The organism is Parasphingomonas halimpatiens, from assembly GCF_036663795.1.
Lineage (GTDB): Bacteria > Pseudomonadota > Alphaproteobacteria > Sphingomonadales > Sphingomonadaceae > Sphingomonas.
The window spans coordinates 238,426-257,792 of record NZ_JAXOJP010000004.1 but is presented as its reverse complement, the minus strand read 5'-3'; the positions used below and the strand labels follow the sequence as shown (position 1 = coordinate 257,792).

General features: G+C 67.0%; 20 protein-coding genes. 13 read left to right on the top strand and 7 right to left on the bottom strand.

The window, feature by feature from the left end; genetic code table 11:
* The 3 genes from mdlC to U1839_RS06550 all read left to right on the top strand — a co-directional run bounded on the left by mdlC (nucleotide 1) and on the right by U1839_RS06550 (nucleotide 4,297).
* On the top strand, nucleotides 1-1,548 hold the full coding sequence (gene mdlC, locus U1839_RS06560; RefSeq protein WP_332802857.1) for a benzoylformate decarboxylase: 1,548 nt from the start codon (nucleotides 1-3) through the stop codon (nucleotides 1,546-1,548).
* A gap of 83 nt (nucleotides 1,549-1,631) precedes the next feature.
* Nucleotides 1,632-2,087: a (2Fe-2S)-binding protein gene (locus U1839_RS06555; RefSeq protein ID WP_332802856.1), complete on the top strand. Its 456-nt coding sequence runs from the start codon at nucleotides 1,632-1,634 to the stop codon at nucleotides 2,085-2,087.
* Between the two features lie 11 nt (nucleotides 2,088-2,098).
* Nucleotides 2,099-4,297 carry a xanthine dehydrogenase family protein molybdopterin-binding subunit gene (locus U1839_RS06550; protein ID WP_332802855.1) on the top strand — a complete coding sequence of 733 codons (2,199 nt, stop codon included), beginning with the start codon at nucleotides 2,099-2,101 and terminating at the stop codon, nucleotides 4,295-4,297.
* 16 nt (nucleotides 4,298-4,313) lie between these two features.
* On the opposite strand, the gene U1839_RS06545 is transcribed toward U1839_RS06550, so the two are convergent.
* The 7 genes from U1839_RS06545 to U1839_RS06515 all read right to left on the bottom strand — a co-directional run bounded on the left by U1839_RS06545 (nucleotide 4,314) and on the right by U1839_RS06515 (nucleotide 9,507).
* Entirely contained in the window at nucleotides 4,314-5,849 is a 1,536-nt protein-coding gene (locus U1839_RS06545; RefSeq protein ID WP_332802854.1) for a hypothetical protein, read from the bottom strand.
* Nucleotides 5,850-6,026: 177 nt separating this feature from the next.
* Nucleotides 6,027-6,686, bottom strand: coding sequence for a glutathione S-transferase family protein (locus U1839_RS06540; protein WP_332802853.1), 660 nt, complete (start codon nucleotides 6,684-6,686; stop codon nucleotides 6,027-6,029).
* Nucleotides 6,683-7,177 (bottom strand): VOC family protein, encoded by a 495-nt coding sequence (locus U1839_RS06535; RefSeq protein WP_332802852.1) that lies wholly within the window; start codon nucleotides 7,175-7,177, stop codon nucleotides 6,683-6,685. The genes U1839_RS06540 and U1839_RS06535 overlap by 4 nt, the downstream gene beginning before the upstream one ends.
* Before the next feature lie 22 nt (nucleotides 7,178-7,199).
* Nucleotides 7,200-7,976, bottom strand: a complete 777-nt coding sequence (locus tag U1839_RS06530; RefSeq protein WP_332802851.1) for a VOC family protein — start codon at nucleotides 7,974-7,976, stop codon at nucleotides 7,200-7,202.
* Between the two features lie 27 nt (nucleotides 7,977-8,003).
* Complete coding sequence (locus U1839_RS06525) at nucleotides 8,004-8,360, bottom strand: DUF1428 domain-containing protein (protein ID WP_332802850.1); 357 nt, start codon at nucleotides 8,358-8,360, stop codon at nucleotides 8,004-8,006.
* A gap of 24 nt (nucleotides 8,361-8,384) precedes the next feature.
* Nucleotides 8,385-9,041 carry a glutathione S-transferase family protein gene (locus tag U1839_RS06520; protein WP_332802849.1) on the bottom strand — a complete coding sequence of 219 codons (657 nt, stop codon included), beginning with the start codon at nucleotides 9,039-9,041 and terminating at the stop codon, nucleotides 8,385-8,387.
* Nucleotides 9,042-9,066: 25 nt separating this feature from the next.
* Entirely contained in the window at nucleotides 9,067-9,507 is a 441-nt protein-coding gene (locus U1839_RS06515; RefSeq protein ID WP_332802848.1) for a VOC family protein, read from the bottom strand.
* A gap of 146 nt (nucleotides 9,508-9,653) precedes the next feature.
* On the opposite strand from U1839_RS06515, the gene U1839_RS06510 reads away from it, so the two are divergent.
* From U1839_RS06510 to U1839_RS06465, 10 genes are all read left to right on the top strand, one after another.
* Complete coding sequence (locus U1839_RS06510; RefSeq protein WP_332802847.1) at nucleotides 9,654-10,265, top strand: winged helix-turn-helix transcriptional regulator; 612 nt, start codon at nucleotides 9,654-9,656, stop codon at nucleotides 10,263-10,265.
* A 143-nt stretch (nucleotides 10,266-10,408) separates the two neighbouring features.
* Nucleotides 10,409-11,413: a cobaltochelatase subunit CobS gene (cobS, locus tag U1839_RS06505; RefSeq protein ID WP_332802846.1), complete on the top strand. Its 1,005-nt coding sequence runs from the start codon at nucleotides 10,409-10,411 to the stop codon at nucleotides 11,411-11,413.
* Between the two features lie 49 nt (nucleotides 11,414-11,462).
* Nucleotides 11,463-11,744, top strand: coding sequence for a type II toxin-antitoxin system Phd/YefM family antitoxin (locus U1839_RS06500; RefSeq protein WP_332802845.1), 282 nt, complete (start codon nucleotides 11,463-11,465; stop codon nucleotides 11,742-11,744).
* Nucleotides 11,741-12,130: a type II toxin-antitoxin system VapC family toxin gene (locus tag U1839_RS06495; RefSeq protein ID WP_332802844.1), complete on the top strand. Its 390-nt coding sequence runs from the start codon at nucleotides 11,741-11,743 to the stop codon at nucleotides 12,128-12,130. Before U1839_RS06500 ends, U1839_RS06495 begins: the two co-directional genes overlap by 4 nt.
* Nucleotides 12,127-12,936, top strand: a complete 810-nt coding sequence (locus tag U1839_RS06490; RefSeq protein WP_332802843.1) for a hypothetical protein — start codon at nucleotides 12,127-12,129, stop codon at nucleotides 12,934-12,936. The genes U1839_RS06495 and U1839_RS06490 overlap by 4 nt, the downstream gene beginning before the upstream one ends.
* Entirely contained in the window at nucleotides 12,926-14,752 is a 1,827-nt protein-coding gene (gene cobT / locus U1839_RS06485; RefSeq protein WP_332802842.1) for a cobaltochelatase subunit CobT, read from the top strand. The genes U1839_RS06490 and cobT overlap by 11 nt, the downstream gene beginning before the upstream one ends.
* A complete protein-coding gene (locus U1839_RS06480; protein ID WP_332802841.1) occupies nucleotides 14,749-15,006 on the top strand; it encodes a ribbon-helix-helix domain-containing protein in 258 nt (85 codons plus the stop codon). The genes cobT and U1839_RS06480 overlap by 4 nt, the downstream gene beginning before the upstream one ends.
* A gap of 339 nt (nucleotides 15,007-15,345) precedes the next feature.
* Nucleotides 15,346-17,805, top strand: coding sequence for a TonB-dependent receptor (locus U1839_RS06475; protein WP_332802840.1), 2,460 nt, complete (start codon nucleotides 15,346-15,348; stop codon nucleotides 17,803-17,805).
* A gap of 155 nt (nucleotides 17,806-17,960) precedes the next feature.
* Entirely contained in the window at nucleotides 17,961-18,689 is a 729-nt protein-coding gene (locus tag U1839_RS06470; protein ID WP_332802839.1) for a tetratricopeptide repeat protein, read from the top strand.
* Nucleotides 18,683-19,366: a Fe2+-dependent dioxygenase gene (locus U1839_RS06465; protein ID WP_332802838.1), complete on the top strand. Its 684-nt coding sequence runs from the start codon at nucleotides 18,683-18,685 to the stop codon at nucleotides 19,364-19,366. Before U1839_RS06470 ends, U1839_RS06465 begins: the two co-directional genes overlap by 7 nt.
* Nucleotide 19,367: the final 1 nt, after the last annotated feature.

Below are 19,367 nucleotides of genomic sequence, written 5' to 3'. Positions count from 1 at the left end.
ATGACCACGGTGCGCGAGGCCGCCTTCGCCGTCTTCCGCCATTTCCGCGTCGACGCGCTGTTCGGCAATCCGGGATCGACGGAATTGCCGATGTTGCGCGGCCTGCCCGACGATATGCCCTATCTGCTCGGGCTGAACGAGGCGATCGTGCTCGGCATGGCCGATGGCTATGCTCAGGCGACGCGCCGCCCCGCGCTGGTCAATTTGCATTCCTCGGCCGGCACCGGGCATGCGCTGGGCAATCTGTTCACCGCCTTTCGCAACGGCACGCCGCTGGTCGTGACCGCCGGCCAGCAGGCGCGCTCGATCCTGCCGTTCGACCCCTTTCTCGGCGCCGAGCGCGCGACCGAATTCCCGCGCCCGTTCGTCAAATGGGCGGTCGAGCCGGCGCGCGCCGAAGACGTGCCCGCGGCGCTGGCGCGCGCCTTCCACATCGCGCTGACGCCACCGATGGGGCCATGCTTCGTCTCGATTCCGGTCGATGACTGGGACCGTGATTGCGCCATGCCGGTGCTGCCCGAACTGGCGCTGACGACGTTGCCCGACCCCGCCGCCATCGCCCGGCTCGCCGCGCTGCTCGACCGGGCGGAACGGCCCGCGCTGATCCTCGGCACCGGCGTTGCGCGGTGCGGCGGCTGGGACGCGGTGACGTCGCTGGTCGACGCATGCGGCGCCGATGTCTGGGCCGCGCCCTTCGCCGCGCGCGAAACCATCGCCGAGGATCATCCGCGCTTCACCGGCTTTCTTCCCGCCTTTCGCGAGGAGATCGTGCGGCTGCTGGCGCCCTATGACGTGATCCTCGTCGCGGGCGCGCCGGCGTTCACCTACCATGCCGAAGGACTGGGGCCGCACTGGCCCGACCACGCCGCGCTCGCCGTGCTGAGCGAGGACCCGCAGCATCTCGCGGCGCTTCCCGGAGGCTTTGGCGTGCTGGGCGACGTCGCGGCGGGGCTGGCCGCGCTTTCAACGCAGGTGCGTGGCCGCGCTGCCACGGCACCGGCTCCGCGCGCCGCCACCCCAATGCCGGCGATGGACGCACGCCATGTCCTGTCGCGTATCGCCGCGCTGCGTCCCGCCGAGGCAGTTGTGGTCGAGGAAGCACCGACGGCACGCGGACCGATGCACGATCACTTGCCGATCATCAGCGAGCGCGGCTTCTTCACCTGCGCCAGCGGCGGGCTCGGTTACGGCCTTCCGGCGGCGATCGGCGTGGCGCGTGGGTCGCCCGGCCGCAAGGTCATCGCGCTGCTCGGCGATGGCGCCGCCATGTATGCGATCCAGGGCCTGTGGAGCGCGGCGGACCAGCAAGCCGATGTGAGTTTCGTCATCCTCAACAACCAGCGCTACGCCGCGCTCGAACATTTCGCGAAAATCTTCGGCATGAACGGCGTGCCGGGGACCACGCTCACGGGCATCGACTTTGTCGGCATGGCGACGGCGATGGGCATTGCGGCGCGACGCGTCGATGATCACGCGTTGCTCGACGATGCGCTGCGCTGGTCCTTTGCCGCGACCGGGCCGACCTTGCTCGATCTCGCGATAACGTGACAGCGGGACGCTGCCCACCCCATCGCCAAGTGCGTCATAGGTTGCTATACGCAACCTAACACAGCCCATCAGGGGGGAGCAGGATGCCGATCGAAGCGACCATCAACGGCAGGCCGGTGTCGATCACCGCCGAGCCCGATACGCCGCTGCTGTGGGTGATCCGCGAAGAGCTGGGCATGACCGGGACCAAGTTCGGCTGCGGCATCGCGGCGTGCGGCGCGTGCAGCGTGCACATCGATGGCGCCGTGACGCGTTCGTGCAGCGTGCCGGTCAGCGACATCGCCGGCAAGGCGATCACCACGATCGAGGGCCTCGCACCACACGGCACACTGCACGCGCTGCAGGCGGCATGGATCGCGCACCAGGTGCCGCAATGCGGCTATTGCCAGTCGGGCCAGTTGATGGCCGCCGCCGCACTGCTCGCCACCTCGCCCAGGCCGACCGATGAGCAGATCGACGCGGCGATGACCAATATCTGTCGCTGCGGCACCTATCCGCGGATCCGCGCGGCGATCCACGCCGCCGCCGGCCAGGCTTGAGGAGCAGCACGATGGGCATCAAGCGCAGGGCGTTCCTGATCGGCAGCGCGGCGATTGTCGGCGGTGGTGTTTTCGCGATCGGCTGGGCCGACCATGCCGCCAACCGCAACGCGGCGGCGCTGACCGAGGGCAAAGGCGGGCACAATTTCGCGACCTGGCTGCGCATCGGCGAGGACGACCGCATTACGCTGTTTTCGCCGCATGCCGATATCGGCCAGGGCTCGAACACCGGCCTCGCGCAGATGCTCGCCGACGAACTCGATGCCGACTGGTCGCATATCGAGGTCGTGTCGGCCCCGGCCGAATCCGCCTTCGCCAATGTCCCGCTCGGGCGCGGCTTCCTCGCCGACATGTCGGGCTATCCGGGCCTCGTCTCCGCGCTGCCGCAATCGCTGCTGTCGCTTGTGGCACGCTCGATGAACCTCCAGATCACCGGCGGCTCGTCCGCACTCCGTTTCACCGGGCAAAAGGGCATGCGCGTTGTCGGTGCGGCCACGCGGCTCGCGCTGATCGAGACCGCGGCGAAACGCCTCGGCGTCCCCGCGACCGAGCTGACCACCGCCGACAGCAAGGTGATCCACGCTGCATCGCGCCGCACGCTGCGCTATGGCGAGCTCGCCGCCGAAGCCGCCGGGCGCTCGCTCGACAGCGCGCCGAAGCTCAAGGACCCCAAGGCGTTCCGTTATATCGGCCAATCGGTGCCACGGCTCGACATTCCCGCCAAGGTCGACGGCTCGGCGCATTACGGCATGGACGTCGCCATGCCGGGCATGCGCGTCGCCACAGTGATGGCGGCACCGGTACGCGGCGGCACCTTGCTGTCGGTCGATCCCGCGCCGGCGATGTCGGTGACGGGCGTCGAAAAGGTGATCAAGCTCGACAATGCCGTTATCGTCGTTGCCAAAGGCTATTGGCAGGCGCTCAAGGGGCTGCGCGCGCTGTCGCCCAAATTCAGCCACGCTGGCCATGGCGGCCTATCGACCGCGAGCATCTTCGCCGATCAGGACAGACTCCGCCAAGCCAACAAGCCCGACGGCACCGCCGGCAGCGGCGATATGGATGCCGCGTTCAACGCGGCGGGCGCAAAGATCGTCACGGCCGATTACCGCCTGCCCTTCCTCCACCATGCGATGATGGAACCGTTCGCGCTCACCGCGCAGCACAAGGACGGCCGGCTGGAGCTGTGGGGCGGCATGCAGGACCCGCTCGCCACCAAGATGGCGGCAGCCAAGGCATCCGGCCTCGCCCCCGACAAGGTGACCTTTCACCCGATGCTGATCGGGGGCAGCTTCGGCCGGCGCCTGCCGATGTACATGGAAATCGTCGACCAGGTGACGAAGGTCGCGATGCAGCTGCCCTATCCGGTCAAGCTGATCTGGGCGCGCGAGGAAGAAGTAACGCAGGGCGCCTATCGACCGCAAAGCTCGGCGCTGCTCAAGGCGGCGCTCGGCAGCGACGGCAGGATCACGGCGTGGCAAAGCGACTATGCCCAGCCCGAGGACGCTTCAAAGGAAGTGCCCTTCTTCTACGATCTGCCGGCGGTGGCGCGACGCCATTTCAAGCAGGTATCGAACCAGACCGTCGGCGCGTGGCGCTCGGTCAATGCGACGCAGCACGGCTTCTACACCGAAAGCTTCATCGACGAGCTGGCGCATGCCGCCGGCGTAGATCCGTTCGAATTCCGCCGCCGCCATCTGAAAGCGGGCTCGCGCCACCGCGCGGTGCTCGAACAAGCGGCGAAGCTCGGCGGCTGGGGATCGCCGCTGCCCGCCGGGACCGGACGCGGTATCGCCATCGTCGAATCGTTCAACACCATCGCGGCGCACGTCACCGAGGCGACGCTCAAGGCCGACGGCACGCCCAAGGTGCTGAAGGTCACCGCGGTGGTCGATTGCGGCAGCGTGGTGAACCCACGCAACGCCGAGGCGCAGGTGATGGGCGGCATCGTGATGGGCCTGTCGACCGCGATCGGCGAGGCGATCACGCTCGACAAGGGCGCGGTGATGCAGAGCAATTTCAGCGACTATGAGGTGCTCAAGCTGGCCGATGCGCCGGTGATCGCGGTGCATTTTCTCGCCAGCGGTGCCGAGATGGGCGGGCTGGGCGAACCCGGCCTGCCGCCTGCCGCGCCGGCGCTCGCCAATGCTCTGTTCGCGGCGACCGGCAAGCGCGTCCGCCAGCTCCCGATCCGCGATCAGGCCAAGGCGTGACGCGCCGACACCGCGATCAGCGGGGGCTGACCACCCGATAGATGGCATCGTCGCCATCGGACCAGACAACGACGAGATCCGGCGCGCGGGCGCGGCCGGGCGGGAAGCCGATCGTCCAGACATAGCCGAAGGTGCCGCGATCGAAGCGGGCGATCGCGGTATCGAAATCGGTGCCATCCTTCAAGCTCGCCGGATAGACCAGTTGCGACGGGTCGCGGTCATAGGGCGCCGCAGCGGGATGTAGCGGTACGACCAGCTGTTGCCCGGCCAGCGCCCATTGCTCGTTGGTAAACACCCGCCGCCGCGCGGTGGCCAGGCCGGCGATATGGCTGAGGCGCGGGTTGGGCCAGGCGTCGGCGGCGGGTTCGTCGACCAGCACCAGCACGGCGGCGCCCTGCGGCAGCGTGTCGATGCCGGCCAGCGCCGCGCGCTGCCCTTGTGCGAACAACAGGAAGGCGAGGGTCGAGCCCGCGAGGCGAAGGACGAAGAACGACGCCCCGATCGCTGCGAGATGCCCGGCGAACCGCTCCTGTCCCGGCGCGACGCGGATTGCGAGCAGGCCGAGCATCAGCGTCGCCGGCAGGACGCGCATGTCGACATAGGACGCACCGGCATAAAAGGCCGGCAGCAGCAGGAAGGCGACCGCGCCGAACAAGGCGGGCACCGCCAGCAGTGGCGCAAACGACAGGCGCGGCGAACGCCACGCGACGATGACGAGCAGGAACAGGCCGAGCGCCGACAAGACGTCATAGAGCTGCCAGCGCTCGCGCAGCAGCGAGGTCGCCCAGTAGAGCTTGAGCGGGAAGTCGAACCAGCGCCCGGTCGCCCCGACCGCCGCGCCGCCGCCACTGGCCATGATCGCCAGCACCGGCAGCGCCATCGGCGCACACATCGCGGCCGCCCCAAGGGCGGCGCGCCACCAGCCCTGCCCTCGCTCGCGCCGCAGCGCGACCTCGACACCCGCCACGAACAAACCAAGCAACGCCCAGCCAAAGGCATGGCACAGCCAGATCACCCCGGCGATCGGCACGAACGCCGCGACCCGCACCCAGGCCGGCGACCGCCGCGCCAGCCGCAACCACAAGGCGAGCGCCGCGATGACCAGCGCGACCGCAAGCGAGAAGTTGACGAAACCGAACTGAAACGGCGCGGCATAAGCGAGCGGCAAGGCGAAGAGTGTGGTCGGTGGGATCCTGCCATGCACCGCGCGCGCCAACCACAGCATCGCGGCAACGCCGAACATCGGGATCGCCAGCACGATCAACTTGGTCGCCGGCTCGAGCCCGACCAGCGGCGCGAGCAGCAACACCAGCCCATCGACGCCGAGATTGCCGATCAGTTTCCAAGCGACATGATAATGCTGCGCCAGCGGCCCCTGCCCGGCCTCGGCCATGATCCTGAAACGCCCGACATGGCCGGGCAGATCGGTCAGCGGCGGATTTGCCGGCCACAGCAAGGGCACCGCGGCGAGCGCCACCAACAGCAGCGCTACCGAGCGGCGCTGCCACCATCGCGGCCGAACGCCGTCACCGGCGCGCGAGGCCTCAAGCATCTGTCGTGGCTTGCGCCGGCATGATTCCCCCGGGCCCGGCATCATCGCGCGATCGCAACCGGGGCACGATGCGCGACATGCCCGGCGACAACGGCACTGGCAACCGTCGTGCGGCCCCGCGCGACGGTTGCCGCCCGCCGTTATCGGACGACGATGACGTCCGGCAACGGCGACGCCTCAGTCCCGGTCGGGTGCGCCGAGCGGGAAGTAGGCGCGATAGGGGCGCGCCTGGTCGACCGCGCGGGCGACCGACGGGCGGGCGAGCAGCCGCGCGCGATAAGCCCGGAGCGTGGCGAAGCGCGGGTCGATCGGATAGACCCAGTCGGCGTAGAAGAGCGACGGTGCCGCCGCGCAATCAGCCATGGTGAAGTCGCTGCCGATCGCCCATTCGCGCCCGACCAGCTTCTTGTCGAGCCAGGCATAGATCCGGTCGAGACCGGCGCGCGCCTGGGCCATGCCATAAGGATCGCTGTTGCCGGGCGGGCGAAGCGCGTCGGCCACCGCGACGGTCATGGCGTTCATGACATAATTGTCGAACACCCGGTCGAGCATCCGTACCTCGACCGCCGCGATCGGATCGGCGGGGATCAAGGCGACCGGCCCCGGATGAAAGGCGGCGAGATATTCGATGATGCTGCTCGCCTCGAACACGCGGGTCTCGCCATCGATCAACAAAGGGAACTTGCCCATCGGCGAAGATGCGGCAAGCTCAGCGCCATTTTCGGGGTGGTCGCCATCGATCATCCGGAAGGTGAACGGCGTGGCGTTCTCGTACAACGGGATCAGCGCCTTCCACGTATAGGACGAGAAGGGATGACCGAACAGCTGCAGACTCACGCGACCGGCTCCCCGGCAAAGGCGGCTTCGAGCGTGGCGATGTCGATCTTCTTCATCTGCATCATCGCCCCCATGGCGCGCTGGCTCGCCGCAGCGTCGCTGCTGGTCATCATCTCCATCAGCCGACGCGGCGTGATCTGCCATGACAGGCCGAACTTGTCCTTGCACCAGCCGCACATCGATTCCGCGCCGCCATCCGCGGTGATCGCGTTCCACAGCCGGTCGGTCTCGGCCTGGTCGTCGGTATAGACCTGGAACGAGACCGCTTCGCTGAACTGGTACATCGGGCCGCCGTTCAGGCCGAGAAAATCCTGACCGAGCACGGTGAATGTCACCGTGATGACGTCGCCGGCCTTGCCGCTGGGATAATCGAGCGGCGAGCGGTTGATCGTCCCGACGGACGAATCGGGGAAGGTCGCGGCATAGAAATTTGCCGCTTCCTCGGCCCTGCCATCGAACCACAGGCAGGTGGCAATGCGCTTGCCCGACATCTTCACTCTCCTCTTGTTGTTGTTATTTTCCCGGGCCGACGACCCCGAACATCACACCATGCGGGTCGCTGGCGATGATGATGCGGTCGCCCCCGGGCACCTCGGTCGGGCCGTGATGAACGGTGCCGCCCGCCTCGCCCACCTTCGCGGCGGCGACTTCGATATCGGGCGCGCGGAAATAGAATTGCCATGAGGGTGGCGGGCCGCCCGGCGGACGCGTCATGTTTGCGCCGATCGTCGAATCGCCGACCGCGACGAAGATATAATCGCCCATTTCGCCCATCGACAGCTTGTCGGGATAGGACCAGCCGAACACGCTGGCGTAGAAGGCGTTGGCCGCAGCCTGGTCGGTCGTCGCAAGCTCGTTCCAGTTGCACTTGCCCATGCCGGTCCGGTCGTAGGCGGTGCTGCTCTCGTTGCTCGCGCCGCGCATCACATAGAAGGGCGCGCCTTGCGGATCGGCGACGAACGCCAGGCGCCCGATATCAGGGATGTCGAACGCGGGCATCAGCACCGATCCACCCGCCGCGGTGATCTTGCCGACCGTCGCGTCGACATCAACGACGCCGATATAGAACAGCCAGGTCGGCTTCGCGCCGCCGGCCTGCATTTCGGCTGTCAGCCGCATCACGCCGCCGACGCGATCATTGCCCGCCGTGCCGATCATGCGATAGTCCATCGGACCCGATGGCTGGGCCTCGATCGTCCAGCCGATGACATGGTCGTAAAATGCCTTCGACGCGTCAGGGTCAGCCGTCAGCAGCTCGTACCAGATCGGCATGCCTTCTCTATTGGTCATCACATCCTCTCCTTCTCGAACCCCAGGTCAGGCGTCGACGATGACAGCGAAACCACCGAAGATCATGCGCTTGCCGTCGAACGGCATCGGATCGGCCAGAGGTTGCATGCGCGGATCCTCCATCACCTTTTTCATGCCCGCGTCGCGCGTCGCCTTGTCGGGCCATTCGATCCACGAGAACACCACCGTCTCGCCTTCGGTCGCCAGCACCGCCCGGCGAAAATCGGTCAGCGTGCCGTCCGGAACGTCGTCGCCCCAGCCCTCCACCACGCGCGTGGCACCATGCTCGCGGAAGATGGGCGCCGCCTTTTCGGCATAGACGCCATAGGCCTCACGCGTCGTGTCGGCGCGAACGGGCGCCAGGAATCCATCGATATAGGTCATCGGTCTTCTCCCGCCTTTTCTCGCTCAGGCCATCGCCGCGACGCGATAGACCGCCAGATGATCGGCCATCGCCTTGACATGCGCCGGTCGCGCCTCGCCGCGTGCGACATAGGCGGCGAGATTGGGATAGCCCGCCAGCAGGTCGGTGTTGCGCAGCCCGCCCAGCACCGACACCATCATCAGATCGCCGACGGTGAAGTCGTCGCCGTCGAGCCAGCTCTTGTCGCCAAGCGCAGCGGCAAGATCGCCGAGACGGCCCTGGAGATCCTCGATCACCTTCGGCCGCCGCGCCGCCGACCATGGCCGATCAGCCTCGAAGACGTCGACCACCGCAACCTGCATCACCCAGGGTTCGACCGAGTTGAGCGCCGCGATCAGCCACTGGACCGCGCGGATGCGCGCCGCTGGATCGTCTGGCAGCAAACCCTTGCCCTGCTCGGCGATCCGCAGCGCGATCGCGCCGGATTCGAAAATCTCCACTTCGCCGTCGCTATAGGTCGGCACCTGGCCGAATGGCTGGAAGTGGCGGTGGGCCGGGCTTTTGGCATAGGGGCCATCGATAAGGTCGACGGCATAGGCCTGTCCGGTTTCCTCGAACGCCCAGCGCGCGCGGATATCGCGGACGAAACCCCGGGCGAATTCGGGTACCCAGCTGAATGTGGTGATCCTCGCCATCGTCATGTCGTTTCTCCTCCTTGCTTGTCGGTTACGCCGCGACCGTCTCGCCCTGCCCGCTCATCGCGGCGACGGCCGCATCGACGTCCATCCACATCGGCTCGAAGGTGTGGCCGTCGAGATCCTCGAAGGCGCGGCCATACATGAAGCCCATGTCCTGCGCCGCGCGCGGCTCGGTGCCGCCGGCGGCAAGTGCGGCCGCCATGATCGCATCGACGTCCGCGCGGCTGTCGCGCGACAGGGCCAGCAGCACGCCGCTGGTCGTCCTGGCGTCGACGATCTGCTTGGTCGTGAAGGTCTGATAGAAAGCGCGATCGAGGATCATGAAGCTGATCGTGTCCGACCACACCATCATTGCCGCCTCGGGGCCCTTGCAGATGGTGGTGTCCTTCACGCAGCCGATCGCCTCGTAAAAGGCGGTCGAGGCCGCGACGTCGGCGACGGGCAGGTTGACGAAGATCATCTTGGGCATGGCGCAACGATCCTTTGCGACTCGGTGTTTGCGTTCGATGCCCTTCCGAGTTACAAAACACAACGATGAAGTTAGTAAAAATAACCAACGGCCCCGAAAGCGCGACGAAGCGTTGGTATGACGATGCCTGCGGCACGGCGCTCGGCATGGAGCTGGTGGGCGAGCGCTGGTCGCTGCTGATCGTGCGCGAGCTCTTGCTCGGGCCGCGACGCTTCGGCGCGCTGCGCGCCGGCTTGCCGGGAATCAGCGCCAACGTGCTGACCCAGCGGCTCGAGGGGCTGGAGGCAAGCGGCATCATCGAGCGCCGCACCCTGCCGCCGCCCGCCAATGTGCAGGTCTATGCGCTCACGCCCTGGGGCGAAGAATGCGAGCCCGTGGTGCTCGGCCTGGCGCGCTGGGCGCTGCGCTCGCCCATGCACGACCCGCGCCTGTCCTTCTCGCCGACCGCGCTGATGCTGTCGCTGAAGATGCTGTTGGTGCCCGAGCGGCTCGGCGATATGCAAACCGTGATCGGCCTGCGCCTCGATGGTGAGGATTATGTCGCGCGGGTCGGCGATGGTGCAATCACCGTGGCGCGCGGCGCGGCCATCGACGCCGACGCCATGCTGGCCGGCGCGCCGGGAGCGATGCTGCCGCTGTTTTTCGGCGGGAAATCGCTGGCCGAAGCGGAGGCCGCGGGCTTGGTGTCGATATCCGGCGACCGCAGCCGCGCGGCTTTGTTCGCAACGCTCTTTTCTCTGCCGCAAAAAGCTCGTTGACCGCGACACGGCGAGGTTGCGCTTGACGAAGCGCCATTCCGTTCGCACTGAGCTTGTCGAAGTGCCGCTCTTCCTATGCAGCCGATGGGAACAGGATCAGGGCTTCGATTAGCGCAGCCCGACCGGCCTTTTTGGATGGCATGATGACCGACATCCCCAATACCCAGCCCGACAGTCGCGAGACGACGATCCTCGACGCGCCCGACCAGATGAAGAAGGTGCGCGACCTGTTCGGCATCGATTCCGACATGCAGGTGCCCGCCTTCAGCGAGGCCGACGAACGCGTCCCCGATCTCGACCCCGCTTATGTGTTCGATCCCGACACCACGCTCGCGATCTGCGCCGGCTTTGCCTATAATCGCCGCGTGATGGTCCAGGGCTATCACGGCACCGGCAAGTCGACGCATATCGAGCAGGTCGCGGCGCGGCTCAACTGGCCATGCATCCGCATCAATCTCGACGCGCATATCAGCCGTATCGACCTGGTCGGGCGCGACGCGATCGTGCTGCGCGACGGCCAGCAGGTCACCGAGTTTCGCGAGGGGCTGTTGCCCTGGGCGCTGCAGACGCCGACCGCTTTGGTGTTCGACGAATATGACGCCGGCCGCCCCGACGTGATGTTCGTCATCCAGCGCGTGCTGGAGACCGAGGGCAAGCTGACGCTGCTCGACCAGAACCGCGTGATCCGCCCGAACAAGTTCTTTCGGCTGTTCGCTACCGCCAATACCGTCGGCCTCGGCGACACGAGCGGGCTCTATCACGGCACGCAGCAGATCAACCAGGGCCAGATGGACCGCTGGAACATCGTCATCACGCTTAACTACCTGCCCGCCGCGGTCGAGGCGCAGATCGTGCTCGCCAAGTCGGGTGAATATGACAAGCCCGAGGGCAAGAAGACGGTCGACAACATGGTACGCGTCGCCGACCTGACGCGCCGCGGCTTCATCAACGGCGACATCTCGACCGTGATGAGCCCGCGCACCGTGATCACCTGGGCACAGAATGCGCTGATCTTCGGCGATATCGGCTTCGCCTTCCGCCTGTCGTTCCTCAACAAGTGCGACGAGGCCGAGCGCCCGCTGGTCGCGGAATATTATCAGCGCGTGTTCGGGCAGGACCTGCCGGAGAGCGTCGTCGGCAAGTCTTGAGGCGCACGCCAAAGTGGACTAAGCGGACTTAGTCCATAGGAGACTGCCGATGGCCGAGGCCGATCCCGGAAAGATGGTCAACGTCCATGAGGCGAAGACGCATTTCTCCAAGCTGCTCGAACGCGCCCATGCCGGCGAGGAGATCATCCTCGCCAAGGCCGGACGACCCTATGCCAAGCTCGTGCCGATCGACGCGCCGCTCAGGGCGCGGCGCATCCCGGGCGGCTTGACCGTGACCGGGGAAATTCCGGATTCGCTATGGTTCGACCCCATGCCCGAAGATGAGCTTCCCTTATGGGAGGGCAAGGGACTCGAGAAATTCGGGCTGTGACCGGCTATCTGCTCGATACCCACGCATTGCTCTGGTGGTTCACCGATGCGCCCAGACTCGGCGCGCGGGCGCGCGCCGCGATCGAAGAGGGTGACAAGCCGGTGCATGTCAGTGCCGCCGTAGTCTGGGAAATCGCGATCAAGTCGGCGCTCGGCAAACTGCCGATGATCGTTGATTTCAAGGGTCAATATCCGCATCTGATGGATAACAATGGCTTCAACCGTCTCGACATCACCGACGGACATGCATTGCGCGCCGCCTATCTGTCGGGCGCGCACCGCGACCCGTTCGATCGGTTGATCGCCGCCCAGGCGCTGGCCGAAGAGCTGGTGGTGATTACACGTGATCCTGAAATTGCCGGTTTCGGCTGCGAGGTACTGTGGTGAAAACCCCCCTGCGTCTCGCCATCGCCCTCGGTGCCGTGCTGCTGATTGCTGCCAAGGACGGCGGCCAGGTCGGCGCGCCGCCGCTGCGGCTGATCGAGACGATTTCGCCGCAGGGGCCGCAAAAGGTGATGCCCGGTGCGATCATCTCGCGCGCGCTGATCGGCCGCCCCGATTCGGCGGTGCTCGGCGACGACATCACGCTCGACTGGAAGGGCGAGAAGCGCAGTTTCGCGCATGGCGATATCCTTCACGCCGAAAGCGTCAGCGGGGTTACCGGCATTCCCGATGCGGTGTTCTGCGAGGAAGAGCAGAAGGCCTCGATGGGCAAGGTCATGACCGGCCAGATGTTGTTCGGCCTGGTCGGCGCACTGCGCGGCACGCATCTCAACACCCGCTACTGCGTGTTCGACGCAGATGGCGACAAGAGCTTCGACCACGCCTTTCTGATCGGCGCCAAGGGTGACCAAGGTCGCGCCCCGTTCGTTATCCCGCCCGCGCGCTACGGGCTGATCGAGGGCATAGAGCTGGGCGGGGAGAGCGTCGCCCGGCTGCGCTATGTCGGCCCCGCCGGCAACAGCAACAGCATCTCGATCGACCTCGAAGTATCGGGCTTCGGCATGATGCGCGACCTCGCCGAACCACGCACCGTCATCCCGATCACCCGGCTGCCCGCCTACAAGGTGATCAACGGCGCGGTCGTCACCGTGCTTGCATACGATGCCAAAACCATGGAAGCGACGATCCGCATGGATCATGATCTGGCACCGGGCCATATCGTGCTGCCGGAATTGAGCCATGGCTACTGACACACCCCTCGATCGTTTCAAGAATGTGCTCGGCGGCACGGCACGCGCCATTGCCGGCGAGCCCGAGATCGAGCTCGCCTTCACCGCCGACGCGCCCGCGCAATCGGGCAAGCATATCAAGGTGCCGATGCCGGCGCGCACCCTGCCCGCGGACCAGGTCGCCGAGGCGCGCGGCTTTGCCGACGGCTTCGCGCTGCGGCTGAAATATCACGACACTGGGCTGCACAATCGCGGTGCGCCGGCCGAGGCGGTGGCCCGATCGGTGTTCGATGCGGTCGAGACCGCACGCGTCGAGGCGCTCGGCGCGCGCGGCTATGCCGGGATCACCGCCAATCTCGCCACCGCGCTCGACGTCAGGCTGCGCGCCGACCCGATCACGCGCGCGCGCAACCGGGATGAGGTGCCGCTGTCGACCGCACTGGGGCTGATGGTGCGCGAGCGGCTGACCGGGCAGGAATCGCCCGCGCTTGCCGCACCGGGTCTCGCGCTGGTGCGCGACTGGATCGAGGACAACGCCGGCGGCGATCTCGACGCGCTCGGCCTCGCCATCGACGATCAGCGGACCTTTGCCGGCCTCGTCAACCGCCTGCTCGAGGATCTCGAACTGATCGAGGGTGACCTGCTCCCCGACGAATCGGACGAGGGCGGCGCCGAGGACGAGGGCACCGACGAGCAGCAGGACGACAGCGAGGAGGGCGACGAGCCCGGCGAGCAGGGCCAGGGCGAGATGGAGGCGCGCGGAGAACCGCGCGATGCCGAGGGCGAGGAAGGCGAGAATAGCGAGCAGGGCGAGGACGATCTCGACAACCAGGACGGCGAACCCGGTGACGAAGGCGACGAGGGCATGTTGCCGGTCCGCCCCAACCGCCCCTTCTCCGACCTGTCGCCGCATTTCGACTACAAGCCATGGACGACGCAGTTCGACGAGGTCATCGCCGCGACCGAATTGTGCGATGCCGAGGAACTGACGCGGCTGCGCTCTTATCTCGACCAGCAGCTCGTCCATCTGCAGGGCGCGGTGACCAAGCTCGCCGACCGGCTGCAGCGCCGGCTGATGGCGCAGCAGAACCGCAGCTGGGATTTCGACCAGGAGGAAGGACTGCTCGACGCCGCGCGGCTCGCCCGCGTCGTCGTCAACCCGACCCAGTCGCTGAGCTACAAGATCGAGCGCGAGACCGAATTCCGCGACACCGTCGTCACGCTGCTGATCGACAATTCGGGCTCGATGCGCGGCCGCCCGATCTCGATCGCCGCGATCAGCGCCGATATCCTCGCGCGCACGCTGGAGCGCTGCGGCGTCAAGACCGAGATTCTCGGCTTTACCACCCGCGCGTGGAAGGGCGGCCAGTCGCGCGAGACCTGGCTCGCCGCCGGGCGCCCGCCCCAGCCGGGCCGGCTCAACGACGTCCGCCACATCGTCTACAAGAAAGCCGACGAGCCGTGGCGCCGCGCCAAGACCTCGCTCGGCCTGATGATGCGCGAGGGGCTGCTCAAGGAGAATATCGACGGCGAGGCGCTGCTCTGGGCACACAGCCGGCTGATCGCGCGGCCCGAGGAACGCAAGATCATGATGGTCATTTCCGACGGCGCGCCGGTCGACGACTCGACGCTCAGCGTCAATTCGGGCAGCTATCTCGAACGCCATCTGCGCCAGGTGATCGGCTGGATCGAAGGGCGCTCGCCGGTCGAGCTCGTCGCGATCGGCATCGGCCATGACGTGACGCGCTATTATGCTCGCGCGGTGACGATCATGGACGCCGAGCAACTCGGCGGCACGATCATCGAACAACTCGCCGCGCTGTTCGATACGCCGTGATCGCCGCCCCGCCGGGCGGTTTTCGCGGGCCGGTGAAGCGATCGGTCACCATTGCCGGGCACCAGACCTCGATCAGCCTCGAACCGCTGTTCTGGCAGGCGCTCGAAACAGCGGCGGCCGCACGCGCGCTCCCGCTAAACGCGCTGATCGCCGAGATCGACGCGATCCGCATCACCGAAGCCGCGCCCCCCAACCTCGCCAGCGCGCTGCGCAGCTGGCTGCTGGCGGATAATCTCGACCGCAGCGACGCCTGAAGAAGATATTTGTTCGCGCGGAGGCGCGGAGGCGCGGAGGAGTAGCGTCCGTGGCCCCTACCGCGCGTGAGCAAGATTTGTCTGACACTGGTCTGACGGGAGCTGCGGGGTTGCGCGCACGGTAGTCCGGCGCGCGACTTCTCCGCGCCTCCGCGCGAAAAATCATCTTACTGAATCCGAAGCGTTTGCGGTGAACAGGCGCGTCACGCCGATCCGTACTTTTCGTGCAGTGCGCTTCTTCCGTCTCAGGCAAAGGTGATTTTGATGCGAATTATTCGCAATAGCGTTGACACTGCGACTGACTCGCAATAGCCGAAATCCATCAAAGGGAGACCGATCTTGCGAACCGCCGTTCAACGCCATCCGATTGCCCGACCTGCCTTTCTCGCACTGTCGTGCGTCGGCGCCTTCGCGACCGCGCCGGCCTTTGCGGAGGGCTGGAATGACGTGGTGCCGGCGAACGACGAGGATCCCGATCAGCGCAACGACGTGATCGTCACCGGCGCGCGCGAGCAGAAGCCGGCCGACCCCAAGCAGGTCGCGCCGCTGGTCGACACGCCCAAGTCGATCGTCGTGCTGTCGCGCGACGTGATCGACCAGACCGGCTCGGCCAGCCTGCAGGATGCGCTGCGCACCGTGCCGGGCATCACCTTCGGCGCGGCCGAGGGTGGCAATCCGATCGGCGACCGCCCGTTCATCCGCGGCTTCGACAGCCAGGGCAGCATCTATGTCGACGGCGTGCGCGACCTCGCCTCGCAGACGCGCGAGGTGTTCGCGATCGACTCGGTGCAGATCGTGCGCGGCTCGGATTCGACGCTCGGCGGACGCGGCAGCGCCGGCGGCACGATCAACATCCTGTCGCGGGTACCGCAACGTTCGAACTTCGCGGCGGCCAGCGCCAGCTACGGCAATGGCGACTACAAGCGCGTCACCGGCGACCTCAATCTCAAGATCAGCGACACCGTTGCCTTCCGCGTCGCGGGGCTATGGCACGACCAGAATGTCGTCGATCGCGACGCCATCTATGCCCGCCGCTGGGGCTTCGCGCCGAGCGTCACGATCGGCCTCGGCACCGCCACCCGGCTGACCGCAAGCTATTATTATCTCGAAAGCCACGAACTGCCCGACAGCGGCATCCCCTATCTCTATGCCTGCAGCGCGACGCTGTGCAACGCGCCCGCCGGCGACGTCTTCACCACCCCGGCGGTCGGCACGATCACGACCAAGACCGGCCAGACCGGCTATGTCGCGCGCTCGACCTTTTACGGCCTGACCGACCGAGACTTCCGCGATTCGACGACCAACCAGGCGACGCTGCGGATCGAGCATGATTTCGGCCGCGGCATCACGCTGCGCAACACCGCGCGCTACAATCAGAGCGACCAGTCTTATATCTACCTGCTGCCCGACGACAGTACCGGCAATGTCTACAACAGCGGCAATGTCTGGCGCCGCGCCAACACGCGCTACGGCTATACCAAGAGCATCGTCGACCAGCTCGATCTCAGCGGCAAGTTCGATACCGGCGGGATCGCGCACAGCTTTGCGATCGGCGCGGAGGTATCGTGGGAAAAGACCCGCCGCGGCAGTTTCGTACTGGCGACCGGCTCGACGATCAGCCCGCGCTGCAACAGCACGACGATCGCGCGCTATTATTGCACCAGCCTGTTCACGGCCAATGCCAATGATCCGTGGGTCAACTACACCAGCGACACGTCGAGCGCGGCCACCGCGATCGTGAAGGGCGCGGCCAACACCGAAACGCAGAACGACGCGCAGACCCAGGCGATCTACGCCTTCGATTCGATCACGATCGTGCCGTCGCTGATCCTCAACCTCGGCGCGCGCTACGATCGCTTCGCCTCGACCGTCACCCTGCCCTTCGCCGCCGGCAGCACAGCGGTACGGCTGTCGCGCACCGACAATCTGTTCAACTGGCAGGCAGGTCTCGTCTTCAAGCCGACCCCCGAGACCAGCATCTACGCCAGCTACGCCACCGCCGCGACGCCGCCCAACAGCCTGCTCGGCGAGGGACGCGAGGACAATGCGCTGCCCACCACCAACAGTGCGACCAACCTGTCGATCCTCGACCAGCTCAAGGTGCAGAAGACCAAATCCTATGAAGTCGGCGCCAAGGCCAGCCTGTTCCACGAGAAGCTCGCGCTCGGCCTTGCGCTGTTCCAGACCGACATCAGCAACGCCCGCGTCCAGATCGACGCCAACACCGTCGGATTTCTCGGGCGGACGCGGATCCGCGGCGTCGAGCTGACCGCCAATGGCACGATCCTGCCGGGCTGGACGGTGTTCGGCGGCTATACGCATCTCGACCCGAAGATCCTCGACGCCGGCTACACCGCGCTGACCGCAGCGGCGGTCGGCAGCCAGGCCGCGCAGGTCGTTTATGTGCCGTCGGTCAACACCGGCAAGCAGACCCCGCAGACCGCCACCGACAGCTTCACGCTGTCCACCAATATCGAGGCGACGAAGCGCTTTTCGTTCGGCGGCGGCGCCTATTATTCGAGCCGCCAGATCGGTGGCTATGGCGACAACCGCACCGCCACCCAGACCAGCGCCGGCGTCGTCACGATCAGCCCTGCGACGACGGTGCTGACGCGCGGCACCCCGGCCTATTGGCGCTTCGACGCACAGGCGCGCTACAAGCTCACCGACCATGTCGAGCTCAGCGTCAACGCGCAGAACCTGACCAACAAGGTCTATTTCACCAACACCTATACCAGCCATTACGCGACGATCGCGCCGGGCCGCACCGTGTTCGGCACCGTCGGGGTGAAGTTCTGATGCGCGAGGCGACAAACACCTCCCCGGAACGGGGAGGGGGACCGCGACGCGAAGCGGCGGGGTGGAGGGGGCGTGCCACAGGCGGTGCGCTCGCGGCAATCCCCCTCCACCCCTCGCCTTCGGCGAGCGGTCCCCCTCCCCGTACCGGGGAGGTATTGCCTGAGGTCTCCCCCGACGCCATCGCCGCCGGCCTGTCCGGAACGCCCGAGCAGCGCGCCACTACCCTCCGCGCGCTCGCCGAAGCCGGCGTGCCAGAAGCCCAGGCGCTGTTCGGCCAGCTGCTGCTCGACGGCAACGGCATCGCGCGGGACGAACCCGCCGCGCTGGGCTGGTTCACCCGCGCCGCCGCGCAGCATCATGTAATGGCGATCAACATGGTCGGGCGCTGCTACGATCTCGGCTGGGGCACTGCGCCCGACAAGGCGCGCGCCGCCGCCTGCTACCGCATCGCCGCCGAGCGCGGGCTCGACTGGGGCATGTACAATTACGCCACCCTGCTCGCGCTGGGTGACGGCGTGGCGGAGGACAAGCCCGCCGCGCTCGCCTGGTTCCGCAAGGCCGCCGCGCGCGGCAACGCCAAGGCGATCAATTTCGTCGGCAGCTTCCACGAGGATGGCTGGGTCGTCGCGCGCGACCTGAAGGCCGCGGCCTATTGCTATGCCCGCGCCGCGCAGGGCGGCGATTTCCGCGGCGCCTTCAACCATGCCCGCATGCTCGGCGCGGCGGGCAAGATCGAGGAGGCGATCCACTGGCTGCGCCGCGCGGGCGAAACGGCGACCCCAGCCTTCGTCGCCAAGGCCAGCGCCTGGCTCGCCGCCGCCGATCTCCCCGCCTTCCGCCGACGCGGCGTACAGGCATTGCAGCAGGGCGCCGGCCTATGCTGATCGCCATCCCCGACCTCGTCACCCCGGCGCAACTGACCGATATCCGCACGCTGATCGATGCCGCCGCGTGGACCGACGGCAACGCCACCTCAGGCGCGCAATCCGCGCTCGCCAAGCGCAACGAACAATTGCCCGAGGACAGCGATGCGGCGCGCCGCGCCGGCGCGATCGTGCTCGACGCGCTCGCCGCCTCGCCCTTGTTCGTCGCCGCCGCGCTGCCGCTCAAGGTCTTCCCGCCGCTGTTCAATCGCTATGGCGACGGCCAGGGCTTTGGCACGCATGTCGACAACGCCGTGCGTATCCGCCGCGGCAGCGATTTCCGCATCCGCAGCGATCTGTCGGCGACGCTCTTCCTCGCCGATCCCGACAGCTATGACGGCGGCGAACTGGTGATCGAGGGCAATTTCGGCGAACAGCGCGTCAAGCTGCCCGCCGGCCATCTCATCCTCTACCCCGCCTCGAGCCTGCACCATGTCACACCGGTGACACACGGCCTGCGTATCGCGAGCTTCTTCTGGATCCAGTCGATGGTCCGCGACACCGAGGCCCGCCGTATTCTGTTCGACCTCGACTCCGCCGTGCAGGCGGTCGCCGGCACGAACGGGCAAGGCGACCCCGCCGCGATCAAACTCACCGGCATCTACCACAATCTGCTCCGCCGCTGGGCGGATGCCTGAA

Excerpts from the sequence above, each read along its gene's own strand:
- U1839_RS06545 (WP_332802854.1), bottom strand. The coding sequence starts at position 5,849 with ATGCTTGAGGCCTCGCGCGCCGGTGACGGCGTTCGGCCGCGATGGTGG.
- U1839_RS06550 (WP_332802855.1), top strand. The coding sequence starts at position 2,099 with ATGGGCATCAAGCGCAGGGCGTTCCTGATCGGCAGCGCGGCGATTGTC.
- U1839_RS06515 (WP_332802848.1), bottom strand. The coding sequence starts at position 9,507 with ATGCCCAAGATGATCTTCGTCAACCTGCCCGTCGCCGACGTCGCGGCC.
- U1839_RS06510 (WP_332802847.1), top strand. The coding sequence starts at position 9,654 with ATGGAGCTGGTGGGCGAGCGCTGGTCGCTGCTGATCGTGCGCGAGCTC.
- U1839_RS06520 (WP_332802849.1), bottom strand. The coding sequence starts at position 9,041 with ATGACGATGGCGAGGATCACCACATTCAGCTGGGTACCCGAATTCGCC.
- mdlC (WP_332802857.1), top strand. The coding sequence starts at position 1 with ATGACCACGGTGCGCGAGGCCGCCTTCGCCGTCTTCCGCCATTTCCGC.
- U1839_RS06530 (WP_332802851.1), bottom strand. The coding sequence starts at position 7,976 with ATGACCAATAGAGAAGGCATGCCGATCTGGTACGAGCTGCTGACGGCT.
- U1839_RS06525 (WP_332802850.1), bottom strand. The coding sequence starts at position 8,360 with ATGACCTATATCGATGGATTCCTGGCGCCCGTTCGCGCCGACACGACG.
- U1839_RS06555 (WP_332802856.1), top strand. The coding sequence starts at position 1,632 with ATGCCGATCGAAGCGACCATCAACGGCAGGCCGGTGTCGATCACCGCC.
- U1839_RS06465 (WP_332802838.1), top strand. The coding sequence starts at position 18,683 with ATGCTGATCGCCATCCCCGACCTCGTCACCCCGGCGCAACTGACCGAT.
- cobS (WP_332802846.1), top strand. The coding sequence starts at position 10,409 with ATGACCGACATCCCCAATACCCAGCCCGACAGTCGCGAGACGACGATC.
- U1839_RS06535 (WP_332802852.1), bottom strand. The coding sequence starts at position 7,177 with ATGTCGGGCAAGCGCATTGCCACCTGCCTGTGGTTCGATGGCAGGGCC.
- cobT (WP_332802842.1), top strand. The coding sequence starts at position 12,926 with ATGGCTACTGACACACCCCTCGATCGTTTCAAGAATGTGCTCGGCGGC.
- U1839_RS06500 (WP_332802845.1), top strand. The coding sequence starts at position 11,463 with ATGGCCGAGGCCGATCCCGGAAAGATGGTCAACGTCCATGAGGCGAAG.